Annotated in this window: 12 protein-coding genes and 1 pseudogene; 6 read left to right on the forward strand and 7 right to left on the reverse strand. The window is 70.8% G+C overall.

Annotation, left to right across the window (positions count from 1 at the left end):
- Positions 1-80: 80 nt before the first annotated feature.
- Genes QF030_RS38265 through QF030_RS38285 form a run of 5 tightly spaced genes read right to left on the reverse strand, consistent with a single transcriptional unit; the run spans position 81 to position 5137 of the window.
- A complete protein-coding gene (locus QF030_RS38265; protein ID WP_307167157.1) occupies positions 81-1013 on the reverse strand; it encodes a VOC family protein in 933 nt (310 codons plus the stop codon).
- A 5-nt stretch (positions 1014-1018) separates the two neighbouring features.
- Positions 1019-2026 (reverse strand): amidohydrolase family protein, encoded by a 1008-nt coding sequence (locus QF030_RS38270; protein WP_307167158.1) that lies wholly within the window; start codon positions 2024-2026, stop codon positions 1019-1021.
- Positions 2023-3153: an FAD-dependent oxidoreductase gene (locus tag QF030_RS38275; RefSeq protein ID WP_307167159.1), complete on the reverse strand. Its 1131-nt coding sequence runs from the start codon at positions 3151-3153 to the stop codon at positions 2023-2025. The genes QF030_RS38270 and QF030_RS38275 overlap by 4 nt, the downstream gene beginning before the upstream one ends.
- Before the next feature lie 23 nt (positions 3154-3176).
- Complete coding sequence (locus tag QF030_RS38280) at positions 3177-4139, reverse strand: cyclase family protein (protein WP_307167160.1); 963 nt, start codon at positions 4137-4139, stop codon at positions 3177-3179.
- Positions 4136-5137 (reverse strand): fumarylacetoacetate hydrolase family protein, encoded by a 1002-nt coding sequence (locus tag QF030_RS38285; RefSeq protein WP_307167161.1) that lies wholly within the window; start codon positions 5135-5137, stop codon positions 4136-4138. Before QF030_RS38285 ends, QF030_RS38280 begins: the two co-directional genes overlap by 4 nt.
- Before the next feature lie 127 nt (positions 5138-5264).
- Between QF030_RS38285 and QF030_RS38290 the strand changes: the two genes are divergently transcribed.
- Entirely contained in the window at positions 5265-6182 is a 918-nt protein-coding gene (locus tag QF030_RS38290) for a LysR family transcriptional regulator (RefSeq protein WP_307167162.1), read from the forward strand.
- A 348-nt stretch (positions 6183-6530) separates the two neighbouring features.
- Here QF030_RS38290 and QF030_RS38295 read toward each other — a convergent pair.
- Positions 6531-7088 (reverse strand): annotated as a pseudogene (locus tag QF030_RS38295) (substrate-binding domain-containing protein); the annotation flags it as partial.
- A 123-nt stretch (positions 7089-7211) separates the two neighbouring features.
- Complete coding sequence (locus QF030_RS38300) at positions 7212-8261, reverse strand: LacI family DNA-binding transcriptional regulator (protein ID WP_307167163.1); 1050 nt, start codon at positions 8259-8261, stop codon at positions 7212-7214.
- Positions 8262-8513: 252 nt separating this feature from the next.
- On the opposite strand from QF030_RS38300, the gene QF030_RS38305 reads away from it, so the two are divergent.
- The 5 genes from QF030_RS38305 to QF030_RS38325 all read left to right on the forward strand — a co-directional run bounded on the left by QF030_RS38305 (position 8514) and on the right by QF030_RS38325 (position 16933).
- Positions 8514-9830: an ABC transporter substrate-binding protein gene (locus QF030_RS38305; protein ID WP_307167164.1), complete on the forward strand. Its 1317-nt coding sequence runs from the start codon at positions 8514-8516 to the stop codon at positions 9828-9830.
- 108 nt (positions 9831-9938) lie between these two features.
- On the forward strand, positions 9939-10823 hold the full coding sequence (locus QF030_RS38310; RefSeq protein ID WP_307167165.1) for a carbohydrate ABC transporter permease: 885 nt from the start codon (positions 9939-9941) through the stop codon (positions 10821-10823).
- Between the two features lie 4 nt (positions 10824-10827).
- Positions 10828-11736: a carbohydrate ABC transporter permease gene (locus QF030_RS38315; RefSeq protein ID WP_307167166.1), complete on the forward strand. Its 909-nt coding sequence runs from the start codon at positions 10828-10830 to the stop codon at positions 11734-11736.
- A gap of 46 nt (positions 11737-11782) precedes the next feature.
- The gene (locus QF030_RS38320; protein WP_307167167.1) at positions 11783-14377 is read left to right on the forward strand and encodes an alpha-L-rhamnosidase; all 2595 of its coding nucleotides are present in this window, start codon (positions 11783-11785) and stop codon (positions 14375-14377) included.
- An 81-nt stretch (positions 14378-14458) separates the two neighbouring features.
- Positions 14459-16933: a glycoside hydrolase family 3 protein gene (locus QF030_RS38325; RefSeq protein ID WP_307167168.1), complete on the forward strand. Its 2475-nt coding sequence runs from the start codon at positions 14459-14461 to the stop codon at positions 16931-16933.
- Positions 16934-17199 lie beyond the last annotated feature (266 nt).

A 17199-nucleotide genomic window follows, 5' to 3' on the forward strand; every position in this document is an offset into this window, starting at 1 on the left:
GTGCGCCGGGACGGGAAGCACGGCAGCGCGTGCCGTGTCGGGGCCGTGCTGCCGCGTCCCCTGAGTCAGCGGTGCGCCACTCAGACCGGCGGGGCGACGAAGACGCCGCGGTCGACGTCGTTGAAGGACTCCTTGGCGATGAGTTCGTTCATGGGGTTGGCGGTGCCCCACTGGTCGGTGACCTCGGGCTGGGAGAAGTCGTAGACGTGCGGGTGCCAGGTGTCCTCGTCCAGGCATTCCAGCTCGGTGGTGTACTCGACGGTGTTGCCGTGCGGGTCGAGGAAGTACGTGAAGGTGTTGTCCCCGGCCATGTGCCGGCCCGGTCCCCAGACCTTCTTGAACCCGGCGCGGATGACACGGCCGGAGCCGCGCATGTATTCGTCGATCCCGCGCATCTCGAACGAGACGTGGTGCAGGGAGGTGTGCGGGCCCTTGGCGATCGCCATGGAGTGGTGCTGGTTGCTGATCCGCATGAAGTGCATGACCTCGCCCATGTGCGGCGAGCTGAGGGTGTCGGAGAGCGCGAAGCCGAGGTGGCGTTCGTACCACTGCCGAGTGACGTCGAGGTCGGGGGAGTTGAGGACGACGTGGGAGAGCTTGACCGGGATGGCCTCCTTCTCCTCGATCCTGCGGTGCCGGCGCGCCTCGACCTCCGCCGAGACCTCCACGGTGCGGCCGTCCACGTCGAAGAAGCGGAAGCCGTACCCGCCGCCCGGGGTGTCGACCTTGCCCGGCCGGGAGATCAGCCGGACGCCGCCGGCCAGGAGCCGCTCGGCGAGGGTGTCCACGTCGGCCGCGTTCGCGGCGCCGTAGGAGACCAGGTCGAGGCGCTTCTCGTCGGCCCTGCGCAGCCGTACGACGTACTGTTCCGGGCTGCCTTCGGCGGCCAGGAAGGAGATCCCGGAGTCCTCGGCGACCTTGGTCAGGCCCCAGACACCGGCGTAGAAGTCGAGTTGCCTGTCGTAGTCGGGCACGGCGAGGTCGACGTGCCGCAGGTGGGTGAGCAGACGCATGGGGGTCAGTCCTTCCGGAGGAGGGCGGCGGCGTTGGCGCCTCGTACGGCGTGGAAGTCGGCCTCGGGCAGACGGGCCGCGCGCAGGGCGCCGACGGGGTCCTCAGCGCCCATGTCGAAGGGGAAGTCCGAGCCGAGGAGCACACGGTCGGCGCCGGCGGCCCGGACCAGCTCCCGCAGTACGTGCGGGTCGTGGACCAGGGAGTCGAAGTACAGCCGCCTCAGGTAGCTGCTGGGCAGGTGGGCGCAGCCCGCTCCCGCGTCGGCGCGCGCGGACCAGGCGTGGTCGGCGCGGCCGATGTGGGTGGGCAGGTAGCCGCCGCCGTGTGCGGCGATCAGCGTCAGCCCGGGGTGCCGGTCCAGTACCCCGGAGAAGATGAGATGGGACAGCGCGACGGCGTTCTCGGTGGGCTGGCCGACGGTGTTGGACAGATACCAGCGGTCCAGGCGCTCGTCGAGCGTGCAGCCGAAGGGGTGCAGGAAGAGGATCGCGCCGCTGTCCTCGGCCCGCGCCCAGAAGGGCTCGAACGCCGGGTCGGAGAGTTCCCGGCCCGGGGCGTGGGAGGAGATCTCCACGCCCGACAGGCCCTGTGCCAGGGCGTGGTCCAGTGCGTCGACCGCGAGGTCCGGGTGCTGGAGGGGGACGAGTCCCAGTCCGCGCAGCCGGTCCGGTGCGGCCGAACAGTGCGCGGCCGTGGCCTCGTTGGCCAGCTGGTACACCTTCTCGGCGGTCTTCTCGTCGGCCCAGTAGTGGTAGTGCGACGGCGAGGGGCTGACCAGCTGTACGTCCACGCCCTGGGCGTCCATGGCGGCCAGGCGCACGGTGACGTCGGTCAGGCCGGGGATGCGGTCGCGGACCATGGGGCCGCTGACGGCGAGCGCGGCGGGGCCGTTGCGCCGGGCGTCGAGCGCCTTCGCCTCGGCGAGCCCGGGCCGGTCCGCCACCAGGGCCTCGATCTCGGGGAGCAGGACGTGGGCGTGCACGTCGACGGTCGGCGGCGGGTGGGCGGTCACGGCAGCTCCCTGAGCATGGTCATGGTGCGGGCCATCAGGCCGGGCACGTCCGCGTCACGGACGCCGTCGAGCTGCCACTGCCCGATCTGCACCGAGGCCTCCACGACCGGGCGGACCCGCGAGATCCGCCGCTCGTAGTACGTCCGGAACAAGGCGTCGTCCCAGGTGTCGGACTCGGTCAGCAGCTGGGCGAGGACCCAGGCGTCCTCCATCGACAGGGCGGCGCCCTGGGCGAGGGTGGGCGGGCAGCAGTGCGCGGCGTCGCCGACGAGGACGACCCGGCCGCGGTGCCAGGAGCCCTCGACCAGCATCCGGTCGAACCACGTGTAGTTGACCTCCGCCGGTTCGGTGATGTGCTCGGTGATCTCCGGCCAGAAGCCGCCGTAGTGCCGGGTGAGCCGGCGCATCTCGTCCGCGTAGGTGTCCGGCGGGATGGAGGCGCGGTCGCGGTTGGCCTCGACGACGTAGGCGTAGAGCGTCGACTCGCCGGTCGGGCAGTACCCGGCGATGTAGGCGGGCCCGCCGTAGGCGAGGTCGGTGCGGGTGACACCGGTGGGGCGCGGGGCGGCGATGCGCCAGATGGCCATGCCGGTGGGTTCCGGCTCGGCGGTGATGCCGATGGCGGCGCGGGTGGTGGAGCCGAGTCCGTCGGCGGCGATCACCAGGTCGTACCGGCCCTCGGTGCCGTCGCTGAGGCGGACGCGGACGCCGTCGGCGTCCTGGTCCCCGATCTCGGCGGTGGTGCCCAGGCGCACGGTCGCGCCGCAGGAGCGGACGGCCTCGATCAGGATCTGCTGGAGTCGGGGGCGCTGCATTCCGACGGTGGCGGGCAGATCGTCGCCGCCGGTGCGCAGGTCGTCCTGGGCGTGCAGGACGGTGCCGTCGGGGGCGGTGATGCCGACCGATCCGAAACCGAAGCCGGACGCCTCGACCTGCTCCCAGACACCCAGGTCGCGCAGGACGCGCAGGGCGTTGCCCTGGAGGGTGATGCCGGAGCCGGCGGTGGCGTTCCAGTCGTCCTTGACCTCGACCAGGTCGACTGCGATGCCGGCGCGGCGCAGCAGGATCGTGACGGCGTTGCCGGCCGCGCCGCCGCCGACGACGAGGACCGTGCGGGGTTGGGTCATGGGGAACTCCCTTGTTCCTCGGACTACTTGACGGCGATCGGGTTGACGGGAGAGCCGACGGCACCGGTGATGGGCAGGGGCGCGGCGGTGAGTGAGAACGCGTACTCTCCGTCGGCCGCGCAGTCGGTGGCGAGCGCGTCCAGGTCCCACATCTCACCGATCAGCAGGCCGATGTGCGGGATGGCGACCTGGTGCAGTGGCTGGAAGGCGTGCTCGAACTCGTTGGGCCGGACCTCGAAACCCCAGGTGTCGGTGGCGATCGCGGCGATCTCGCTGCCGTGCAGCCAGCCGGCCGTGGTGAACGACAGGCCCGGCGCGGGACCGCCCGCGTACTCGCCCCACCCGTCGCGGCGCACCCGGGTGAGTTGCCCGGTGCGCACCACGACGATGTCCCCGCGGCCGACGCTCACGCCCTGCGCCTCGGCGGTCGCCGTCAGGTGCTCCTCGGTGATGGCGAAGCCGTCGGGGAGTTCGCCGTTCTCGCCGATGGCGCGGCCGATGTCCAGCAGGACGCCGCGCCCTGCGACGTGCGGCGCCATGTGCTCGATGCCGGTGACGAGGTCGCCGTCGGAGGTGACGACCTTCTCGGCGGACCGTCCGTTCCATGCCTTGCCGTGGTCGAAGATGTGGCCCAGGCCGTCCCACTGGGTGGAGCACTGCAGCGGCATCGCGATCACGTCGTCGGCGCCGCCGATGCCGTGCGGCAGGCCCTGGTTGCCGAGGGCGGCGTCGGTGCCGGTGTCGAGCATGGTGTGCACCGGGTTGGTGCGACGTCGCCAGCCCTTCTGCGGGCCGTTGATGTCGAAGCGCTGGGAGAGGGAGAAGCTCACGCCCCGGCGGACCAGTGAGGCTGCCTCGCGGCGTTTGGCCTCGTCGAGGAAGTTCAGCGTGCCGAGCACGTCGTCCTCGCCCCAACGTCCCCAGTTGGAGCAGGCCTTGGCCGCCCGCGCGATCGAGCCTTCGGGGTCGGTGCGGTCCAGGGTCACGAGGCGTCCTCCGCCACACAGCGGGTGCGCTGGGCGCCGAGCCCGGTGATCGAGCCGTCCATGACGTCGCCGTCGCGCAGCAGCCGGCCCCAGTGCATGCCGTTGCCGGCCGGGGAGCCCGTCAGCACCAGGTCGCCGGGGAGCAGCCGGGCGCTCCGGGAGGCGTAGGACACCATGCGCGCCACGTCGAAGATCATGTCCTTGGTGGACTCGTCCTGCATCGTCTCGCCGTTGAGCTTCAGCGTCAGCCGCAGGTCCTCGGGGCGGGCGATGGACTCGGCGGGCACGATCCACGGGCCGAGCGGCGTGAAACCGGGCGCGTTCTTGCTGCGCAGCCAGTCCGTGCCGATCTGCGGCATGTCCCGGCGGAAGACGGTCGCCCGGTCGGTCAGATCGTTGGCGATCGTGTATCCGGCGACGTGCGTCAGGGCCTCCTCGACGGAGACCTGATAGGCGGGCCGGCCGATCACGGCGGCCAACTCCAGTTCCCAGTCGGGCTTCTCGGCCCATACGGGGAGCACGACGTCGTCGTACGGGCCGGTGATCGCGCTCGGCAGCCCGATGAACACGTACGGCAGATCCTCCGCCGCCCGGCGGTCCATGATCTCCGCGGCCTCGGCGCGGCGCTCCTCCTCGGGCCGGTCGTCGTCCGGCGCGCGGTGGGCCACGTGCAGGTCGATGACGTGCTGGCGGTAGTTGGCTCCCGACTGGAAGACCTGCCGCGGCCGGACCGGTGCGTGCACCCGGAACTCCGCCAGCGGCCTGGGGGAGGGGCCGCCGTCGCGGGCCAGCGCCCGCAGGGTCGGCAGGGCCGAGTCCCAGTCCTCCAGCAGACCGATCATGGTCAGGTGCCGGCTGTCCAGGGCGGCGCGCAGATCGATCACCTGGGCGTCCGCCGTGACCAGAGCGGGGAAGGCCGGCCCGTCGGAGGCCGAGAGGGTGGCGACAGCGAAGGGTCCGGCGAAGGGTGCGGACGCGGCTTCAGGTTTCACGGACATGTCCTCCTGATTGCGGTGGGACCAATCTGGACCCGCCACCCGCGATCAGGGAAATAGATTGTGTGGATCGGCTCCATCCATACGGTAGATTCTGGCTGGTCGGCGCCGTACAGCCAGGGAGGGCCCTGTGAATCTGAGTCGCCTGGACCTCAATCTCATCGTCGCCCTGCGCGCGCTGCTGGAGGAGCGCAACGTCACCCGGGCCGGGCAGCGGGTCGGACTGAGCCAGCCCGCGATGAGCGCGGCCCTGGCCCGGTTGCGGCGCCACTTCGACGACGACCTGCTCGCCCGTGTCGGCGGCCACTACGAACTCACCGCGCTCGGACAGGTCCTGATCGACCGCGTCTCCACCGCCTACGACGTCCTGGAACGCCTCTTCGCCAGCCAGGCCGACTTCGACCCGCAGCGCGAGAGCCGCGAGTTCAAGCTCGTCGCCTCCGACTACGCCGTCGCCGTCTTCGGCACCGAACTCGCCCGCGTCGTGCACGAGGAGGCACCCGGCATCCGGCTGCGCTTCGCGCAGACCCCCACCACCGTGGTCGATGCCACGGACACCCTGCTCAGCACCACCGACGGCCTCCTCATGCCGCACGGCGTCATCAGCGACTTCCCCGCCACCGACCTCTACGACGACCGCTGGGTCTTCCTCGTCGCCGACGACCACCCCGGCGTCGGCGAGCGGCTCACCCGGCAGGACCTGGCCCAGCTGCCCTGGGTCACCTACCAGCGCACCTACGACGCCCCTGCCGTGCGGCAACTGGGCATGCTGGGCGTCGAACCGCGGGTGGAGGTCTCCGTCGACAGCTTCCAGCTCCTGCCCCTGCTGGTGGCGGGCACCCACCGCATCGCCCTGGTCCAGGCCCGGCTCGCCCGGCTGCTGGCCCCCATCGCCGCCGTACGCGTGCTGGAACCGCCCTACGAGGCGGTCCCCCTGCGGGAGGCGATGTGGTGGCACCCCGTGCACACGCACGACGCGGCCCACATCTGGTTGCGCGAGACGGCCGCCCGCGTCGGCCGCCGCATGCCCGACGCGAACGAGAGGTGAGCCGGGCCGGAAGCGGGCGTGTCCGAGGCCGTCATCCACCGGCCGGATCGGCGCCATCCGGCACACGCATGCGGCCGGGGTGGGCATGGCGGTGCACGGACCGGATGATGGTGACACCTCGCGCGTCATCGCGCAGACGTCCGCCGACCTCCCGTGCCGTCCGTCCCGCGGGGCCGGTGTGCCGCCTTCCTGCCCTTGAGCCTCGCCATGCCTCTTCCCCTCCCGCCGTGCCCACCGGCCGCCGCCGAGCCCCGCCGTCCCCGGGCGGTCAGGGCCGTCGGCCATCCCGCAGAAGGGCAGCCGTCCGGCCGCCCGCGCGCCCTCGGTGCGGCAGGCAAGCGGCGGACGTCATCGCGCCGGTGCCGCCATCGTCGACCGGCGTACGACGAGCTCGGGCCGGAGCACCACGTGGGTGTGTTCGTGAAGGGATCCGCCGGCGGCCGTTTCCTCGATGAGCAGGCGGCCGGCCTGCCGTCCCATGGCGACGGCCGGCCGTCGCACCGAGGTGAGCGGGACGACGGCGGACGCGGCGAACTCGATGTCGTCGTATCCGACCACCGCGATGTCGTCCGGCACCCGCAGCCCGGCTTCGTACAGTGCCTGCAGCACGCCCAGGGCGAGCAGGTCGTTGGCGCAGAAGACGGCGGTCGGCCGCTGAGGCAGGCCGAGGATGCGCTGACCGGCATCCCTGCCGGCGCCGACGGTGAGGGCGCTGCAGGGCAACTCCCGCAGAGCCGTGGACGGCAGACCGGCCGCGCGCACGGCGTCAAGGGCTCCGCGGCGGCGGTCCCGCACCTGCTGGAGGCCGCCGGGACCGCTGACGTAGGCGATGGAGCGGTGTCCCTGTTCGATCAGGTGGCGTGCCGCGGCCTGACCGCCGACGACATCGTCGATCCCCACGGAGCAGGCGGCCGGCTCGGGCGCGTTGATGCCGATTCGCGAACCCGTCCTGCTCCCCGGCCCTGGCGTCCGTCCCCCGGGGTCGGCCCGGTGTGCCGTATGCCCGGCGGCCGCCACCCGGTCCACGGCCTAACTGCTCCGCGGTGCTGCGGTGGTGCCGCGCACGACCAGACGGGGGGTCATCGTGTTCTGCATGGCTCTGTCCCTTCGGCGTTCCACACGTTCGAGGAGCATGCGGGCTGCGGTGGAGCCCATGGTGTGCCCGGCCTGATCCACGCTGGTCAGCTGGACGGGCGCCAGGGCGGCGAGTGCCGTGTTGTTGTAGCCGACCAGCGAGAGGTCGTCCGGGATGCGCAGGCCGAGTTCGTGGGCGGCGCGGTAGATGCCCAGTGCGGCGACGTCCGCGCCGGCCATGACGGCCGTCGGCGGCCGGCTCGCCGTCAGCAGGGTCATGCCCGCCTTGAATCCGCCGTCGTCGGAGTAGGCGGCATGGTGCACGCGTGCGAACTCCGTCAGCCCATGGCGCTGCATGGCATGCGTGTAACCCTCGCTCAGCACGGTTTCAGGGGTGCGTTTCCACTGGTTGGCCGTGGTGCCGGAGGCCGAGACCAGGGCGATGTCGCGGTGTCCGAGGGAGACCAGATGGTCCACGACCAGACGGGCGCCCACGTCGTCGGCATCGACGACCGAGTCGTAGGTCTCGGCCGTGTCGTGATGGCCGATGACCACGCCGGGGGTCGACGCGACCGTTGCCAGCACCTCGTCGCGGGCGGTCCCCGGGGCGATGAGGATCAGTCCGTCCATCTGGCGGTCGACCATGGACCGGATGGTCCTCGCCTGCTCCTCCGGCCGGAATCCGGCCGCGCCGATCAGCACGGTGTACTCGGTCTGGCGGAGTTCGTCCCGTACGCCCTCGAGGATGTCCGCGAAGAACGCGTTGCGGACGTTGTCCAGCAGCACGCCGATCGTGTACGTCCGTCCGCGCATGCCGCGTGCCGCCGCGTGCGGCCGGTAAGCCAGCTCGGCGATGGCCGCCTGGACCTTGTCCCGCATGGCCGGGCTCACTCCGTAGGCGTTGCGCAGCACTTTGGAGACCGCCGCCGTGGACACCCCGGCGTGCCGGGCGACATCGGTGATGGTCACGCGCTTGTTCTGCTTGGCCGCAGGAGCTCCGTCCATCCTCAGCACCCCGAGTTTCGTCGTCGTAGGTATAACGGTCTACACGACATCCCCAGAGTGGCGTCAAGTCCTGCTCCTGTCACGCCGACGTTACGGTGCTGTGTCTTGACGGGGTGAGGGGTGAGGTGCAGGGTATTGCCCACTCGCCGTGGAGAACGTTTTACGCTCTCATCGCGCTGCACGCCGGGTCTGCCTTTTCGCCCCGGCGCCTTCCACGCTCCTTGCTCTCTCCAAGATCTCCGGGAGTCATCCGTGTCCGTTCGCATGCCCAGCGCCCGACGTGCGCGCCTGAGCCTGTTCACCGCCGGCGCCGTCTCGCTGGCGCTGCTCGCCACCGCCTGCGGCGGCAGCGGTGGCAGCTCCTCGGCCACGCCGAAGGAGTTCAGCTACCTGAGCGTCACCGAGAACACCACCGTCAAGACGGCCCTGACCACCCTGTCGAAGGGCGCGTGCAAGACGGCGGACGACGCCCTGCCGCTGAAGGTGGAGACCGTCCCGCAGGCGAGCCTGGACCAGAAGCTGCAACTGCTGGCCGGCCAGAACGCGCTGCCGGTGCAGTTCGCCGCGGGCAACGCCCCCGCACTCACCCAGCAGCTGGCGAAGTCGGGCAAGGTCGCCGACCTGGAGCAGAAGCTCAAGGACCTCGGTGTCTACCTCCAGCTGGAGCCGGCCGCGATCTCCACCATCAAGGCGCTGTACGGCGGCGAACTCCAGGTCCTGCCCTACGAGTACAACATCGAGGGGATCTTCTACAACAAGAAGATCTTCAAGGAGAACGGGCTGAAGGTGCCCGGCACATGGAACGAACTGGTCGCGGCGGCCGCGACCCTGGAGACCAAGGGCATCCAGCCGTTCTCCGCCTCCGGCCAGCAGGGCTGGCCGCTGACCCGGATGGTCAGCGGCTACCTCTACCGGAGCCTGGGCCCCTACGCCCTGCAGGACGTCGCCGACGGCAAGGCGAAGCTGACCGACGCGAAGTACGTCAAGGCCGCCGAGGAGATCGCCGCGCTCGGCAAGAAGGGCTACTTCGGCAAGGGCGTCGGCTCGATCGACTACGACACCGCCATGAACCAGTTCCTGAGCGGCAAGGCCGGCATGCTCTACATGGGCAGCTGGGCGCTGGCGAACATCTCCGACCGGAAGCAGAACAAGGTCGGGGCCGAGAACGTCGGGTTCATGCCCTTCCCCGCCGTCACCGGGGGCAAGGGATCGATCGACCAGTACCCCTCCAACGTCGGTCTCGGCATCACCCTCGGTGCCCAGTCCTTCGATGACAAGACCGGCGACTGGGTGTCCTGCATCGCCAGGAACTACGGCACGACCGCGCTGAAGGACCACGGCTCCATCTCCGGGTTCAAGGTGAACACCGACGTGAAGGACGCCAACGAGGTCACCACTCAGGTCCGCGACACCATCAGCACCTCGAAGCAGAACGTGCTGTGGTTCGAGGCCCTGTTCAGCACCAAGGCCACCACCGTCAGCCAGACCAACGCGGCGGGCCTGGTCACCGGAAGCATGAGCCCGAAGCAGTTCATGCAGACCGTCCAGGACGCGCTGGCCGCCCAGTGACCGGCCAGGGGCGGCCCACCGGCCTCCTCGCGCACCCCGCAGCCCGCGTGCGCCGCCCCCGGCCCCCTCTGGCAGGTCCCTGTAACGGAAACGAAGTGGACACCACCCATGCACCGCGTACTCGGTGACCGCAGGGCGATCGCGCTCCTGCTCGGTCCCGCCCTTCTCGTCTACTCACTGATCATGCTGGTCCCCATGGTGTGGTCGCTCGGCTACTCCTTCACCAAGGGCAACACCATCGACGGCTTCACCGGTAACGGTGTCGCCAACTTCTCCCGCCTCCTCGACGACCCGGCCGTCCACGACGCCCTCTGGTTCACCCTGAAGTACGCGGTGGTCGTCACGGCGGGCCAGGTCGTCGCCGGCTACCTCCTGGCCCTGCTCTACGTCTTCTTCCTCAAACGTGCCTCCGCGCTCATCCGCACCCTGGTGTTCTTCCCCGTGGTGCTGCCCACGGTCGCCGTCGGACTGCTCTTCCAGAAGTTCTTCCAGGTCGCCCCGCAGACCGGCCCCGTCAACTCCGTGCTGAACGCGGTCGGCATCGACTCGGTCGACTTCTTCGGCAGCGCGGGCAGCGTCTTCTGGGTCCTGGTCGTCATGGACATCTGGCGTTCCATGGGCTTCTACGCCGTACTCCTCTTCGCCGGCCTCCTGGACATCCCCGAAGAGGTTCTCGAATCCGCCCGCCTGGACGGTGCGACGGGCCTCGCACTGGTACGCCACATCGTGCTGCCGCTGTCCATGCCGGTACTGATGTCCTCACTGGTCTTCAGTGTCAACGGCACCCTGAAGGTCTTCGACTCCATCGTCGCGCTGACCAACGGCGGCCCCGGCAACGCGACCACCCCGCTGACCCTGTACATGTTCCAGACGTCGTTCACCTACGGCGACTACGGCTACGGCAGCACCATCGCCCTGCTGCTGACCGTCGTGTGCCTGCTGGTGAGCCTGGTCGTCTACCGCGTCTCGCGGCGCGACCTCACGGAGGGCTAGAACCATGGCCACCATCGACACCCCGGTGAAGACCACCGCGAGCCGCCGTCACCGGCAGCCGTCCAGGCGCACCCGCGCCCCGCGCCGCGGCCGGGCAGGCCGCCTGTGGGTCAAGGCCGTCGTCGCCCTGCTGCTGGTCATCGAGGTCTACCCGCTGATCTGGATGTTCCTGACGTCGCTGAAGTCCAACGACGACTACCTGAACAACTCCACCTGGAGCCTGCCCACGACATGGCAGTGGGGCAACTACACCGACGCGTGGACCACCGGCAACATCGGTCTGTACGTGCAGAACAGCCTCCTCGCGGTCCTCCCGGCCCTGGCGCTGATGCTGCTGCTCGGCACGGCCGCCGGGTTCGCCCTCCAGGTCATGGTGTGGAAGGGGCGCAGCCTCACGCTGCTGGTCTTCCTCGCGGGCATGATGGTCCCGCCGCAGATGATCCTTCTGCCCCTGTTCACCGTGTACTTCCGGACCGGCCTGTCCGGCACGCTGTGGCCGCTCATCCTCACCTACACCGGCACCGGCCTGCCCCTGACCGTCTTCATGATGGCCACCTACTACCGCAGCGTCCCGCGCGAGCTGTTCGAGGCGGCCACCATCGACGGCGCCGGCATCCTGCGCGCCTTCTGGACCATCAGCGTCCCCCTGGTCCGCAACGCCCTCCTCACCGTCGGCCTGGTGCAGTTCTTCTTCATCTGGAACGACCTGCTCATCGCGCTCACCTTCACCAACGACCAGGACCTGCGCACCATCCAGGTCGGCCTGCTCAACTTCACCGGCGACTTCGGCGCCACCCAGTACGGACCGCTCTTCGCCGCCATCTGCATCAACGTCTTCGGCACCCTCCTGATCTACCTCTTCCTCAACCAGAAGGTCATGAAGGGCCTCACCTCGGGAGCACTGAAGGGCTGACCCCGGCCCGCCACCCCGCTCCCGCACGTGAAAGAAAGGTCCCCCCTTGCTCCGCCCTCAGCCCTCCCCGGTGTCGTTCGAGCACCTTCCGGACGGACTCGGCACCGGCACCCCGGCTCCCCGCCTGAGCTGGACCCTGCCGGCGGCCACCGGCCCCCAGGACGCCTACGAACTGGAAGTCGCCCGTGCCGGACGCCTCGAGCGCACCGGCCGCGTCGCCGGCCGCGACCAGGTGCTCGTAGCCTGGCCCGCAGAACCACTGGCCTCCCGGGAACGCGCGACGGTCCGCGTCCGCGTCTGGACCCCGGCCGCCGCCGAACCGTCGGCCTGGAGCGAACCGCGAGTGGTCGAGGCCGGACTCCTGGCTCCCGCCGACTGGCGGGCCGTACCGGTGGGCGCCGGCTGGGAGGAGGACCCGCAGGCCGAACGCCGCCCGGCCCGGGTCCGCAAGGACTTCTGTCTCGACCGGCCCGTCGCCCGTGCCCGCCTCTACGTCACCGCCCACGGCCTGTACGAGGTGGAGATCAACGGCCGCCGCGTCGGCGACGAGATCCTGGCCCCGGGCTGGACCGTGTACCCGCACCGCCTGCGCTACCGCACCCACGACGTCACCGCCCACCTCACCGAGAGCGCCAACACCATCGGCGCATGGCTCGCCGACGGCTGGTACCGGGGCAAGTACGGCTTCGACGGCGGCACCCGCAACATCTACGGCACCGACCAGTGCCTCATCGCCCAACTGGAGGTGACCTACGACGACGGCACCACCCTCGTCGTCGCCACCGACAGCACCTGGAGCGCCGCCCCCGGCCCCATCCTCACCAGCGGCCTCTACGAGGGGGAGACCTTCGACGCCCGCCTCCACGACCGCGCCTGGGCCACCCCCTCCGGCGCCGGTCCGCAGAACTGGACGGCCGTCCGCACCGGCGTCCGTGACCCGGCCACCCTCGTCGCCCCCCTCGGACCGCCCGTGCGCTGCACCCAGGAGATCACCCCGGTCACCGCCACCCGCACCGAAGACGGCCGGTACCTGCTCGACTTCGGCCAGAACCTCGTCGGCCGCCTCCGCGTCACCGTCGACGGGCCGGCCGGCACCACCCTTACCTTCCGGCACGCCGAAGTCCTCCAGGACGGCGAACTGGCCACCCGCCCGCTGCGCGAGGCGTACTCCGTCGACACCCTGATCCTCTCCGGCGCGGGCCCGCTCAGCTGGGAACCCCGCTTCACCCTGCACGGCTTCCGCTACGCCGAAGTGACCGGCTGGCCGGGCGAGTTGACGCCGGAGTCGGTGACCGCCCGCGTATACCACACGGACATGCGCCGTACCGGCTGGTTCGAGTGCAGCGACCCGCTGGTCAACCGCCTGCACGAGAACGTCGTGTGGAGCATGCGCGGCAACTTCGTCGACCTGCCCACCGACTGCCCCCAGCGCGACGAACGCCTCGGCTGGACCGGCGACATCCAGGTCTTCGCCCCCACCGCGAGCTACCTCTACGACTGCGCCGGGCTGCTCGACTCCTGGCTCACCGACGTCGGCCTGGAACAGTTCCCCGACGGCACCGTCCCGTGGTACGTCCCCGTCATCCCGGGCGAGCCGATGTGGACGCCGATCCACCCGGGGGCCGCCTGGGGAGACGTCGCGACGCTCACTCCGTGGACGCTCTTCCGGCGCTTCGGCGACCTCGGACTCCTCCACCGCCACTACCCGATGGCCAAGGCATGGGTCGACCTCGTGGAACGCCTCGCCGGACCGACGCGTCTGTGGGACACCGGATTCCAGCTGGGGGACTGGCTCGACCCCGCCGCCCCGCCCGACGATCCCGCCGCGGGCCGCACCGACCGCTACCTCGTCGCCACCGCCTACTTCGCCCACTCCGCCCGCCATCTCGCGCTGTCAGCAGCCGAGTTGGCCTACGATGCGGACGCGGCGCACTACGGCAGGCTCGCCGACGAGGTGACCGAGGCGTTCCGGCACCGCTACCTCCTGCCCTCTGGTCGCATGACGAGCGACAGCGCGACCGCCTACGCACTGGCCATCGTCTTCGGCCTGCTGACCCCGCGCCAACGCCAGGCGGCCGGCGACCGCCTGGCACAGCTGGTCGCCGAGGACGACGCCCGCATCGCCACCGGCTTCGTCGGCACCCCCCTGATCTGTGACGCGCTCACCGACACCGGGCACCTGGACACCGCCTACCGCCTGCTGCTGCAGACCGAATGCCCTTCCTGGCTCTACACCGTGACGATGGGCGCCACCACCATCTGGGAGCGCTGGGACAGTCTGCGCCCCGACGGCACCCTCAACCCCGGAGGCATGACCTCCTTCAACCACTACGCCCTCGGCGCCGTCGCCGACTGGCTCCACCGCGTCGTCGGCGGCATCACCGCCACCGCCCCCGGCTACCGTGAGATCGCCTTCCGGCCGCGTCCCGGCGGCGGCATCACCTGGGCCCGCACCCGCCACGAGACACCGTACGGAACAGCGTCGTCGTCCTGGCAGGTCACACCCACCGGCATGACGGCCCGTTTCACGGTGCCCGAAGGGTGCACAGCCACCGCCGAACTCCCCGGCCGCGCACCGGTCGCCCTCGGGCCGGGCGAGCACTTGCTCGACACGGCGGAACTGGCAGAAGAGGCCGCCTGAACCACCTGACGCGCGGTCGGCCCCGCCCCCATATTTTCGGTGGCCTCGTGAGCAGCCGCCACACACACCCGGAGAGCCGCTGTGAACAGACGAACATTCCTTTCCGCCGCCACCTTCACCGCCCTGGCCATGAGCATGGCCTCCGCCGTGAGCGACCGGGCGGCCGCCGCGTCACGCACCGCCGCACAGGACCGGGCCGACGCACTGCTCGCCCGGATGACGGCCGCACAGAAGGAGGCTCTCGTCCGGTGCGACTTCGACGCCGTCGCCGGCCTGGGCATTCCGGCCCTGGTCATGGTCGACGCCTCAGCAGGGCTGCGGGGCGAGCAGGGCGTGACGGCGTTCCCGGTACCGGTCGCGCAGGCGGCGGCGTTCGACGAGGACCTGGCGGGCAGGATCGGCCGCGCCATCGGAGCGGAAGGCCGCGGCAAGGGATACAACAACCTGCTCGGCCCCACCGTCGACCTCACCCGGACCTGGCACTTCGGCCGCCAGTCCGAGGGCATGGGGGAGGACCCGCTGCTCGCCGGCCGGATCGGTGCGGCCCTCACCGTCGGCATGCAGAGCCAGAACGTCGCGGCCACCGTGAAGCACTTCGCCGCCTACACCCAGGAGACCAACCGCTTCTTCATCGACACCGAGGTCTCCGACCGCGCCCTGCACGAAATCTACGAGGCGCCGTTCCGCCGCGTGATCGCCGCCGCACCGACCACCTCGGTGATGATGGCCTACCCGAAGATCAACGGCACCTTCGCCACACAGAACCCCGCTCTCTTCGACCATCTGAAGAAGGGTCTCGGACTCCAGGGCTACACCGTGCCGGACTTCTGGGCCGGCGACGACCAGGTGGCGGCGGCCCGCGCAGGAATGGACCTGGCCGGACTGGGCTCCGGCGCGGTCAGCATCCCCGCCGGCTCCCTCACCGGGGCGATACCCGCCGCCCGGCTGAACGACGCCGCGCGCCGCATCCTCGTCACCATGTTCGCGAACGGTCTCTTCGACCACCCGCTCCCCGACCCGGCCGACGATGTCAGCACCCAGGAACACCGAGCCCTCGCCCATGAGGCCGCGATCGCCTCCACCGTGCTGCTCGCCAACCGTTCCCCGGCCCTGCCGCTGCCCGCCACACTGAAGTCTCTCGCCGTCATCGGCCCCGCCGGCACCGACACCTTCACCGGCGTAGCCGGCTCCACCTACGTCGACCCCGGCGCCTGGACCACTCCGCTGGCGGCCATCCGGGCCCGGGCCGGCGGCTCCGTCACCCTCACGCACGCCCAAGGAACCAAGGGCGACCTCCCCCTGCCGGCGCTTCCCTCGACCGTCCTGCGCACCGACACCGGTGCGACCGGCCTGACCGGCGCCTACTACGCAGGCGCCGAGGCATCCGGCACACCGATCACGACCCGGACCGACACGGCCGTCGACTTCACCACCGCACCCGTGAGCGGCCTGCCCGACGTCTGGTCGGCGAAGTGGACCGGCACTCTCACCCCGACCACCACCGGCCTCCACCGTTTCTCCCTGCTGCCCGCCGGAACCACGGCACTGAAGATCGACGGCAGGACAGTCGTCTCCGGCACCCGGCAGATGCGCCGCTTCTTCCTCGGTCCCTTCGACTACCCGCTCCAGGGCACCGCCGAATTGACCGCAGGCCGGGCCGTCACGCTGGAGGTGACCTACACCAACGCCACCGCACAGAGCGGAACCTGCGGACTCACCCTCGGCTGGCAGCCCGACTCGCTCATTCCCGGCGCGGTGGCGGCAGCCCGCGCCGCGGACGCGGCGGTCGTCATCGTCAACCGGGTGGCCGGCGAGGCAATGGACCACGAACAACTGGAACTGCCAGGCGACCAGAACCAGTTGATCACCGCAGTGGCCGCCGTGAACCCGCGCACGATCGTCGTCCTCAACACCGACGGCCCGGTCGCCACCCCCTGGCTGAACGACGTGGAGGCCGTCATCCAGGCGTGGTACGGCGGCCGCGCCACGGGCACCGCGCTGGCCGCCGTCCTCTTCGGCGACATCGACCCCGCCGGCCGCCTCCCGATCACCTTCCCGGCCGACCCGGGCCAGGGTCCGGGCACGACCTCCGCGACGTACCCCGGTAGCGGCGGCGCCGTGTCCTACGCCGAAGGCATCGCCATCGGCTACCGCTACTACGACGTCAACGGGCAGCAGCCCCGCTTCCCGTTCGGCCACGGCCTGTCCTACACCACCTTCGCCCACGGCTCCGTCGAAGTCGCCTACGATCCGGCGGCCGAAGCGGTCACCCTCGCCGTCACCGTCACCAACAACGGCCGGCGCAAGGGCACCGAAGTCGTCCAGGTCTACGCCACCCTGCCCGGCGCCGCGGCGGCCGAGCCGCGCCGCCTGGTCGCCTTCCGAAAAGTCACCCTGGCCCCGGCCGCGGGCAAGCGGCTCACCCTCACGATCCCCGTCCGGGAACTCACCGTCCGCAGGTCGGGCAGCTGGAGCCTGACACCCGGTACCTACACCTTCGCGACGGCACAGTCGTCGCGGAACATCACCGCCCAGCGATCCCTCGCACTCGGCTGACTCCGTCCCACCTGAGGCGGCTCGTGCGACGTTCTCCGTCGACCGGACGAACACCGCACGAGCCAACCGGCGGACGGCCCCGGGCGAGCACCTGATCAAGGTTCAGGCCGCTTCGGAGCACATCGGAGCAGGCTCGTCCGTTCCACGCCCCCACCGCCATGTGGTTCGTTGCACCTCCAAGCCGACAACGACGTAGGGGCCCTGTGCGCGTGGCCTTGGTCCAGCGAGCCCAGCGTGCGTCGGCGTCGGCAGGGGCGAGGGGCAGT

The sequence above is a fragment of the Streptomyces rishiriensis genome (assembly GCF_030815485.1).
Classification (GTDB): Bacteria; Actinomycetota; Actinomycetes; order Streptomycetales; family Streptomycetaceae; genus Streptomyces; species Streptomyces rishiriensis_A.